8 protein-coding genes are annotated in these 9,790 nt (G+C 64.3%); 4 read left to right on the forward strand and 4 right to left on the reverse strand.

What is annotated here, in order from left to right; translation table 11 throughout:
* Nucleotides 1–88 precede the first annotated feature (88 nt).
* Both DBR23_RS06000 and DBR23_RS06005 read left to right on the forward strand, forming a co-directional pair.
* Nucleotides 89–664 (forward strand): YceI family protein, encoded by a 576-nt coding sequence (locus DBR23_RS06000; protein ID WP_099730932.1) that lies wholly within the window; start codon nucleotides 89–91, stop codon nucleotides 662–664.
* Between the two features lie 212 nt (nucleotides 665–876).
* Nucleotides 877–1,500 (forward strand): VOC family protein, encoded by a 624-nt coding sequence (locus DBR23_RS06005; RefSeq protein ID WP_108497624.1) that lies wholly within the window; start codon nucleotides 877–879, stop codon nucleotides 1,498–1,500.
* 176 nt (nucleotides 1,501–1,676) lie between these two features.
* Here the strand turns inward: DBR23_RS06005 and DBR23_RS06010 are convergent, their stop codons facing one another.
* Nucleotides 1,677–3,536 carry a M48 family metallopeptidase gene (locus tag DBR23_RS06010; RefSeq protein WP_108497625.1) on the reverse strand — a complete coding sequence of 620 codons (1,860 nt, stop codon included), beginning with the start codon at nucleotides 3,534–3,536 and terminating at the stop codon, nucleotides 1,677–1,679.
* Between the two features lie 356 nt (nucleotides 3,537–3,892).
* Here DBR23_RS06010 and DBR23_RS06015 point away from each other — a divergent pair, with 356 nt between their 5' ends.
* Nucleotides 3,893–6,790, forward strand: a complete 2,898-nt coding sequence (locus DBR23_RS06015) for a valine--tRNA ligase (RefSeq protein WP_108497626.1) — start codon at nucleotides 3,893–3,895, stop codon at nucleotides 6,788–6,790.
* 133 nt (nucleotides 6,791–6,923) lie between these two features.
* On the forward strand, nucleotides 6,924–7,811 hold the full coding sequence (gene galU / locus DBR23_RS06020) for a UTP--glucose-1-phosphate uridylyltransferase GalU (protein ID WP_056066808.1): 888 nt from the start codon (nucleotides 6,924–6,926) through the stop codon (nucleotides 7,809–7,811).
* Between the two features lie 83 nt (nucleotides 7,812–7,894).
* Here the strand turns inward: galU and DBR23_RS06025 are convergent, their stop codons facing one another.
* From DBR23_RS06025 to cysM, 3 genes are all read right to left on the reverse strand, one after another.
* The gene (locus DBR23_RS06025; RefSeq protein ID WP_056067086.1) at nucleotides 7,895–8,122 is read right to left on the reverse strand and encodes a sulfurtransferase TusA family protein; all 228 of its coding nucleotides are present in this window, start codon (nucleotides 8,120–8,122) and stop codon (nucleotides 7,895–7,897) included.
* 5 nt (nucleotides 8,123–8,127) lie between these two features.
* The gene (locus DBR23_RS06030; protein ID WP_056748250.1) at nucleotides 8,128–8,712 is read right to left on the reverse strand and encodes an NUDIX domain-containing protein; all 585 of its coding nucleotides are present in this window, start codon (nucleotides 8,710–8,712) and stop codon (nucleotides 8,128–8,130) included.
* A 123-nt stretch (nucleotides 8,713–8,835) separates the two neighbouring features.
* On the reverse strand, nucleotides 8,836–9,738 hold the full coding sequence (cysM, locus tag DBR23_RS06035; RefSeq protein ID WP_108497627.1) for a cysteine synthase CysM: 903 nt from the start codon (nucleotides 9,736–9,738) through the stop codon (nucleotides 8,836–8,838).
* Between the last annotated feature and the right edge of the window lie 52 nt (nucleotides 9,739–9,790).

Below are 9,790 nucleotides of genomic sequence, written 5' to 3' on the forward strand. Positions count from 1 at the left end.
GCCTCCGCCTGCCGTCCGGGCACGGTCCCCGCGGCTGGTGCCTTCCCTTTTCCCTTGTCCTTTCCTTTTTGATCTATCAGGAGTTTCCATGCGCAAGTCCCTCTTCGCCCTGGCTGCCGCCGCCACCCTGTTCGCCGGTGCTGCCCAAGCCCAATCGGCCAACTACGCCATCGACCCGACGCACACCTTTGCCTCGTTCGAGATCAGCCACTTTGGCGCCGCCGTGAACCGCGGGCGCTTCGACAAGAAGGAAGGCACCGTCCAGCTCGACAAGGCTGGCAAGTCGGGCAAGGCCGAGATCACGTTCGACGTGACCTCGGTGAACACGGGCACCCCCGCGTTTGACAAACACCTGCAAAGCGCCGACCTGTTCGACGCTGCCAAGCACCCCACGATGAAATTTGTCTCCAGCAAGTTCGTCTTCAACGGTGACAAGGTCGCCAGCGTCGAAGGCCAGCTCACACTGCTGGGCAAGACCGCCCCCTTGACCCTCAAGGCCAACCAGTTCAACTGCTACGATAGTCCCATGCTCAAGCGCGAAGTGTGCGGCGGCGACTTTGAAGCCACCATCGACCGCACCCAGTGGGGCATGAACTACGGCGTGGAATGGGGCTTCCCCAAGAACGTGCGCCTGGTGGTGCAGATTGAAGCCGTGAAGCAGTAAATCAGGCCGAGCGGGCCTGGGGTGCAGCGAGCTGACTTGCTCCGCCCTGCCTCCGGCTGCTTGTGACCAGCCACCCGTGCGCCTTGCACCGGGTGGCTTTTTTTTGGGGCCAGCCCGTCCTCATCTGCCAGCCCTCCGGGCATTAAAAATTAACTTAACGTAAATCAATTACGAATAGTAGAATTACGTTCACCGATTTGAGGAGACTCTGCATGAACGCCGTTCTGAACCCGACCGACCTGGCCAACCTGCCGGCCCCCGCCGCCATCCAGCAGTTGCACCACTACGCCTACAAGGCCCGCGACGCCGAGGAAACGCGCCAGTTCTATGAAGACATCCTGGGCTTGCCGCTGTACCACATCATCCAGAGCGACTATGTGCCCAGCACCGGCGAGTACTGCCCCTACACCCACTTCTTCTTCCGCCTGCAGGACGGCTCGTTCATCGCCTTTTTCGACCTGGGCGACGACGTGAAGGCCGAGCCCTCGCCCAACACGCCCCTGTGGGTCAACCACATTGCGTTCCGCGTGAACACCGTGCAGGAGCTGGAGAACACCAAGCAGCGCCTGGAGGCGCATGGCGTGGAAGTGCTGGGCGTGACGGACCACCACATCTTCAAGAGCATCTATTTCTTCGACCCCAACGGCATTCGCCTGGAGCTGTCGGCCCAGCTGGCCAATGACGAGCAGATGGAAAAAGACAGCACCATGGCCCACGCCCGCCTGCGCGAGTGGACGGCGCGCAAGGAGCAATGGCGCAAGGAACGCGCCGAAGGCAAGGTGGACGCGCCGCTCAAGCCCCAGCAAAACGACCGGCCGGAGTTTGTGCGCAAGTAAACCGGCCTGACCACACGCCCCCACGCACCGCCCCACGGTCCACGGGGCTGGCTGCTTTGGATGGGGTGCGCGGCCCCGTCCAACGGCCATCCCACCGCCTTGCACGGGATTCTTTTGACCCTACAGTGCTGAAGCGCTACATCCTATTGCCTCAGCAGCTATACAAAATATAGCAATCATCCCGCTGCCTGTTGCTGCGCACGCATGATCTGGTGGCGCTGCCAGTAGTGGCTGACCACGGCGTTAAACTGGTCCTTGTCCTTCTTGAGACCGGGCAGCTTGATCTTGCTGGTCTTGGCGCCCAGACCCAGGGCGTTCTTTTCGGGGTGGGTCACGATCAGCGCGTTGCCAAAGCTGCTTTCCTTGAATTCCAGCCCCTTGATGGCGTCCCAGAACACCGTGGTCTCATCGGCCGAGGTACGGATACCGTCGATACTCACCTCCACCGTCGCGTCGCCCTTGAGGGCAAACACCACGGGCGGGAAGTACTGCAGCACCAGGACCCGCTCCTCGTCGTTCGCGGGCTCGTAGCGGTAGGCCAGGCTGCGCTCGTGGTCTTGCGCAAACTGCTGCTCGTAGGCGCTCCACAGCCGCTGCTCGATGGCGTCGGCAGTCAGGATCTCCTGCACCCAGGTGGTGGCGGGCACTCGCACGGCGATGGCGCCGTAGTCGCGCTCTTTCAGGGCCATGCCCACGTTGCGCAGGCGCTCGGGCATGGCAGGGTGCGAGTCGAACGGGTGCGGCACGTTGGCCGTCTTCATCGCATCCACAAAGTCGGGCGATGCCGCGTAGGGCGCCAGCCCCTGGGCCACAAAACTGGCAATGCCCAGCGTGCCGTTGTCGTGCCGCTCGTTGCGGCCAAACATTTCGTCCTCGATGCGGTAGCGGTACTGGGCGTAGGCGGCAATCTTGACCAGCGACTGTGCAATCGCCGCCGGGCTCACCAGCTTGGCCGCCAGGCGGTCGGCCTTGAACTCACGCTCGCGGCTGTCGCTGGCCAGGGCGATTTCGAAAATGGTGCGGTACAGGTCCAGCAGCGGCGACGCCATGGCCGACAGCCCGCCCGTGCGGATGGCGTGGCGGTAGTGGTCAAACTGCACCAGCTTGGGCCCCAGCTGTGCGCTGCGCCGCGTGTCGCCCCCGCGCAGGTGGGCCAGTTCATGGCCCAGCACGGCGTCGGCCTCGGTCTGGTCCAGAATGCGCAGCAGCGGCAGGCTCACAAACAGCGTGCGGCCCGCGAGGGTCTGTTGGCCCACGGTGATCGGGGCCTCGGTCACGAAGAAGTTGGCGTCAATGCCAGCCACGATGTGCCGGGGCGGCTCTGTCTTCAGGCGCTGCGCCAGGTGGCGGATACGCTGCCACAGCAGCGGCGCATCGGCCTCGGCCACCAGCTCGCCCACCACCTGGTTGCTGGACTGCACCCGCTTGAAGATGCCCGCCACCGCCACCAGCACCCCCGCCGCCACGGCAAACCCCACAAACAGCACCAGCTTGGGCGAGTACTTGTGGAAGAAAAACGCCGTCACCCAGAACGACAGCCACACTGCCATCGCCCCTTGCACCACCAGCGCCGTGGCGCTGGCCCAGGAGGTCAGGCGCCAGCCTGCCACAAAGCTCGCGTACTGCAGCGTGCGGTCGGCAAAGGCCAGTGCGCCCAGGCCCAGCACGGCCAGCAGCAGCGCCGCGCTGGCCACCAGCGTCCACAGCGACAGCTTGCGCGCCATGTGGAACTGCCAGACATCGGAGAAGGTGTCGCACAGCGCCTCGCGGTATTCGCGGGCCTCGGGGTCTGCATTGCTGCAGATGGTGGATGGCGGGTTGCTGCGGTAGTAGTCCTTGCGCGCCTGTTTCTCGTCGGCGGGCAGGCCCTTTTCGGCATCGATGCGCTGGCTGATGCCGGCCACAAAACGGGTGTCCTGGTCGGTCTGGACATGGCGGGTGAACACGTAGGTGACCGCAGGCACCAGAAACAGCGCCAGCAGCGCATAGGCAAAGACCTTGACCAGGCCCAGGCGCCAGGCAGATTGAAACGTCATAGGTTCGGATGGTTGTGACGGCCCGGCTCCGTGGCGTCGGAGGGCTGAACATCCCCCGCAAGCCACTGCACCAGTCCTTGTTGTAAATCGTGATCCGTAAGCGGAGCCTGGTTCACGTTGCCGCGCCCTTCCCACTCCGCCGGGCGGGATTATCAGGACGCATTCACTCGCGCACCCAGTCACAAGGTAACCATTGGAAAGAATCGGCCGACAGACGGCGCGCGATTGCCAAACGGCCCAAGCCCCCGCGGGGCCAGCGCCGGGGTGGCGGTCCCTTAAAATGTGCGGTTCACCCTCTTGTTCGTCGGAGCGCTCCCTGCGGCCGCTCCGTCCCACTGCCCCCACTGCGACACCCCATGAGCACGCCCCAACCACAACCCGGCCTCGAAAGCCTGTCCAAGTCGTTTGAACCTGCCGCGCTGGAAGCCCACTGGGGCCCCGAATGGGAAAAGCGCGGGTATGGCACCGCAGGCCACCGTGGCACGGGCCAGCCCCAGGCGGGCGAACCCGCCTTTTCCATCCAGCTGCCGCCCCCCAACGTGACGGGCACGCTGCACATGGGCCATGCGTTCAACCAGACGATCATGGACAGCCTCACGCGCTACCACCGCATGCGCGGCTTCAACACGGTGTGGGTGCCGGGCACCGACCACGCGGGCATCGCCACGCAGATCGTGGTGGAGCGCCAGCTGCAGGAGCAAGGCATCAGCCGCTACGACATGGGCCCCACCCCGCCCGAGGCGCGCAAGAATTTTGTGAGCAAGGTGTGGGAGTGGAAGGAAAAGTCCGGCAACACCATCACCACGCAGATGCGCCGCATGGGCGACAGCGTGGACTGGAGCCGTGAATACTTCACCATGGACGACAAGCTCTCCAAGGTGGTCACCGACACCTTCGTGAAGCTCTACGAGCAGGGCCTGATCTACCGCGGCAAGCGCCTGGTGAACTGGGACCCGAAGCTGCAGTCCGCCGTGTCCGACCTGGAAGTCGAGAGCGAAGAAAAAGACGGCTCGCTCTGGCACATCGCCTACCCGCTGGCCGATGGATCGGGCAGCCTGACGGTGGCCACCACCCGGCCTGAAACCATGCTGGGCGACGTGGCGCTGATGGTGCACCCCGAGGATGCACGCTACACCCACCTCATCGGCAAGATGGTCAACCTGCCGCTGTGCGACCGCCAGATCCCGGTGATCGCCGACGAGTACGTCGACAAGGAATTTGGCACGGGCGTGGTGAAGGTGACGCCAGCACACGACCAAAACGACTACGCCGTGGGCCAGCGCCACAAGCTGCCCATGATCGTGGTGCTGACCCTGCAGGCCACCATCAACGAGAACGCCCCCGCCAAGTACCAGGGCATGGACCGCTTCGTCGCCCGCAAGGCCGTGGTGGCCGACCTCGAAGCCCTCGGCGCGCTGGTCGAGGTGAAGAAGCACAAGCTCATGGTGCCGATCTGCACCCGCACCGGCCAGGTGATCGAGCCCATGCTGACCGACCAGTGGTTCGTGGCCATGAGCAAGGTGAGCGACCAGGACCCCACGGGCAAGAGCATTGCGCAAAAGGCCATCGACGCGGTGGCCACCGGCGAGGTGACCTTTGTGCCCGAGAACTGGGTGAACACCTACAACCAGTGGATGAACAACATCCAGGACTGGTGCATCAGCCGCCAGCTGTGGTGGGGCCACCAGATCCCGGCCTGGTACGACGAAGAGGGCAACGTGATCGTGGCCCGCGACGAAGCCGAGGCCCAGGCCAAGGCGCCCGGCAAAAAGCTGCGCCGTGACGAGGACGTGCTGGACACCTGGTACTCGTCCGCCCTCGTGCCCTTCAGCACCATGGGCTGGCCCAACCAGGGCGACAGCGCCACCGACGACTTCAACCTGTACCTGCCCAGCACCGTGCTGGTCACGGGCTACGACATCATCTTCTTCTGGGTCGCCCGGATGATCATGATGACCACGCACTTCACGGGCCGCGTGCCGTTCAAGCATGTGTACATCCACGGCCTGGTGCGCGACGCGCAGGGCAAGAAGATGAGCAAGTCCGAAGGCAACGTGCTCGACCCGGTGGACCTGATCGACGGCATTGCGCTGGAGCCCCTGCTCGACAAGCGCACCACCGGCCTGCGCAAGCCCGAGACCGCGCCCACCGTGCGCAAGAACACGCAAAAGGAATTCCCCGAGGGCATTCCAGCCTACGGCGCCGATGCGCTGCGCTTCACGTTTGCCGCACTGGCATCGCTGGGCCGCAGCATCAACTTCGACAGCAAGCGCTGCGAGGGCTACCGCAACTTCTGCAACAAGCTCTGGAACGCCAGCCGCTTCGTGCTGATGAACTGCGAGGGCCAGGACTGTGGCCTGAAGGAGCACACCAAGGAAGAGTGCCAGCCCGGCGGCCCGGCCCACGGCTATATGCAGTTCAGCCAAGCCGACCGCTGGATCAGCTCGCTGCTGCAAAAGACCGAGGCCGAAGTCGCCAAAGGCTTTGAGGAATACCGCCTGGACAACGTGGCCAACACGATCTACGACTTTGTCTGGAACGAGTACTGCGACTGGTACCTGGAGATCGCCAAGGTGCAGATCCAGAACGGCACCGAAGCGCAGCAACGCGCCACGCGCCGCACGCTGATCCGCACGCTGGAAGCCATCCTGCGCCTGGCCCACCCCATCATCCCGTTCATCACCGAGGCCCTGTGGCAGGTGGTGGCACCTGTGGCCGGCATCCCGGGCGATTCGGTCAGCATTGCGCGCTACCCCCAGGCCCAGCCCGAGAAGATCGACGAGGCCGCGATTGCCCACATGGGCCGCGTGAAGGGCCTGGTGGACGCATGCCGCGCGCTGCGGGGCGAGATGAACGTGTCCCCCTCCACCCGCCTGCCCCTGTACGTGGTGGGCGACACCGAGTTCATGCGGGGTGTGGGCCCGGTGCTGCAAGCGCTGGCCAAGCTCAGCGAGGTGAAGGTGTTTGACGACGAGTCCGCCTGGGCCGCCGCCGCACAGGCCGCGCCTGTGGCCGTGGTGGGTGACGCCCGCATGTGCCTGTACATGGAGATCGACGTGGCGGCCGAGAAGGCGCGCCTGTCCAAGGAAATCGCCCGCATCGACGGCGAGATCACCAAGGCGAACAGCAAGCTGTCCAACGAAGCCTTTGTGGCCAAGGCCCCTGCGGCGGTGATCGAGCAGGAGAAAAAGCGCATTGCCGACTTCGGCGCCACGCTGGGCAGATTGCGCGATCAGCTGACACGGCTGGGCTAAAACCCGGGCCATACTGCGCCATGGCAGCCCGTCCCGTAAGGGCTGCCCGCCCCGTTTTCATGTTTTGCCGGTGTGGGTTGCGGGCTGCAGTGCAGCCCGGGCACACCGCCACCCATCCGTCCAGAGGAGCCCCATGACTGTTGCCACGACCGTTCGCAAAGCCGTTTTCCCCGTTGCCGGACTGGGCACGCGTTTTCTGCCCGCCACCAAGGCCAGCCCCAAGGAGATGCTGCCCGTGGTGGACAAGCCACTGATCCAGTACGCAGTGGAAGAGGCCTACGCCGCCGGCATCCGCCACATGATTTTTGTGACTGGCCGCAGCAAGCGCGCCATTGAAGACCACTTCGACACCGCCTACGAGCTCGAGGCCGAGCTGGAAGCAGCCGGCAAGAAGGAGCTGCTGGAGCTGGTGCGCTCCATCCAGCCCAGCGACATGGACTGCGCCTTTGTGCGCCAGCCGCGCTCGCTGGGCCTGGGCCACGCAGTGTTGTGCGCGGAGCCCCTGGTGGGCAAGGAGCCCTTTGCCGTGCTGCTGGCTGACGATTTGATGGTGGGCCCCCAGGGTGGTCAGCCCGTGCTGGCGCAGATGGCGACCGCGTTCCGCCAGCAAGGCCGCTCGGTGATCGCCGTCCAAGAGGTGCCCGAGGACCAGGTGCACAAGTACGGCATCGTGGCGGGCGAGCCTGCCGGTGGCCCGTTGATCCGCATCCAGCGCATTGTCGAAAAGCCCAAGGCGGCCGATGCCCCCTCGCGCATGGGCGTGGCGGGCCGCTACATCCTCACGCCCGGCGTGTTTGACGAGATCCGCAACCAGCCGCGCGGCGTGGGCGGCGAGATCCAGCTTACCGACGGCATTGCGCGCCTGATGAACAATGAAGCCGTCTACGCCTTCCAGTACGAAGGCAAACGCTACGACTGCGGCAGCAAGGAAGGGTTTCTGGAAGCGACGGTGGAACTGGCCCTGCAACACCCGCAGGTGGGGGCGCACTTCCGAGACTACTTAAAGAACCTGGCGCTGTAAACGCAGCCAGCCAAGTCCTCTGAAACTTCATAATCGATAGCTGCCCGTGCTTATTGGATAAGCGCTGGCAGCTATTTTCACGTTCAACGGCGGCGCAGGATGTGGATGAACTCCTCGCCCACGGTCTGTTGCTCCACCAGTTCGTTGCCAGTCTGCTTGGCAAACGCCTGAAAGTCGCGCAGCGATCCGTTGTCGGTGGCCACCACCTTGAGCAACTGGCCGCTAGCCATGTCCGACAGCGCCTTCTTGGCCTTGAGGATGGGCAGGGGGCAGTTCAGGCCCCGGGTGTCGATTTCTTTGTGAATGTCCATGGTCATCAATCCTTTGGCGGCGTCGCGGCCGGGGCTTGTTCGTCCAGCCCACGGCGGCGTTCTGCATTTTCTTCGGCCGTGAAAAACACGGGCTCGTGGCCCCGTGTGCGCAGCCAGTCGGCCAGCGCGTAGCCCGTGCCCGCAGGCCAGCATTTGAGGTCAGGCAGATCGTACAACCGGTAGTCCACCAGCTCCGGCGACAGTTGCACCTGCCCGGTGGCCACCACGTGGTAGGCAATGATGACCTGGTTCATGCGCAAAAACTCGTAGGCCCCCACCAGGGTGGTGGACTGCACATCGAGGTTGGTCTCTTCCTTGACCTCGCGCGCAATGCCCTCCTGGGGCGACTCGCCCGCCTCCATGAAGCCGGTGATCAGCGCAAACATCTTGCCCGGCCACGCCGCATTGCGCGCCAGCAGCACCTTGCCGTCGATCTCCACAATGGCAGCCAGCACGGGCGTGGGATTGTTCCAGTGCGTCCAGCCGCAGGCGGGGCAGCGCAGCCGCTCCTTGTCGCCGCCATCCTCGGCCAGCGTGATGGGCTGCAACTCGGTGGCACAGTGGGGGCAAAAACGAACTTCGTAGGGCATATGCTATCTTTTATGTAGCTGCTGAGGCATGTTCAACTAGCACAAGCAGCCATTCTGATTCAAAAACCTGCGAGGAGGCACCCGGCAATGCCCTGGAGCCCACCGCGCAGGCCATTCCACAGGTCACGCAGGAAACACTCCGGTCGACAAATACCGGTCGCCCCGATCGCACACGATGAAGACGATGGTGGCATTGCTATCGCGCGCAGCGATCTGCTGCGCCACCCAGCACGCGCCTGCAGCCGAGATGCCGGCAAAAATGCCCTCTTCGCGCGCGAGGCGGCGGCACATGTCTTCGGCGCTGTCCTGGCTCACATACACCAGCTCATCGACCGTACTGGCGTCATAAATCTTGGGCAGGTACTCCTGCGGCCACTTGCGGATGCCCGGGATGCGCGAGCCTTCTTCAGGCTGTGCGCCGATGATCTGAATGCCGGGGTTCTTCTCCTTGAGGAACCGCGACACGCCCGTGATGGTGCCCGTGGTGCCCATGGCGCTCACAAAATGGGTGATGCGCCCGCCGGTCTGCTCCCAGATCTCGGGGCCTGTGGTTTCGTAGTGAATGCGGGGGTTGTCGGGGTTGCCAAACTGGTCCAGCACCTTGCCCTCACCACGCTTTTGCATGGCCTCGGCCAGGTCGCGGGCGTGCTCCATGCCGCCGCTCTTGGGCGTGAGCACCAGTTCTGCGCCAAAGGCCTTCATGGTCTGGGCGCGTTCGATGGACAAGTCCTCAGGCATCACCAGCACCATGCGGTAGCCCTTGATGGCCGCGGCCATCGCCAAAGCGATGCCGGTATTGCCCGACGTGGCCTCGATCAGCGTGTCGCCAGGGCGGATGTCGCCACGCTCTTCGGCGCGGCGGATCATCGACAGTGCAGGCCGGTCCTTGACGGACCCCGCCGGGTTGTTGCCTTCCAGCTTGCCGAGTACCACATTGCCCCGCGCGGCGTTGTCCTGGGCTCCAATGCGCTGCAGCGCCACCAGCGGCGTGTTGCCTACCGCGTCTTCAATCGTCGGATATTTCATACGCCCTACTGTGCCATAATTCAGGGCTTCACATATTCCGCCCGGGTGGTGA

It is taken from the genome of Acidovorax sp. HMWF018 (assembly GCF_003061035.1).
Taxonomy (GTDB): Bacteria; Pseudomonadota; Gammaproteobacteria; order Burkholderiales; family Burkholderiaceae_C; genus Acidovorax; species Acidovorax delafieldii.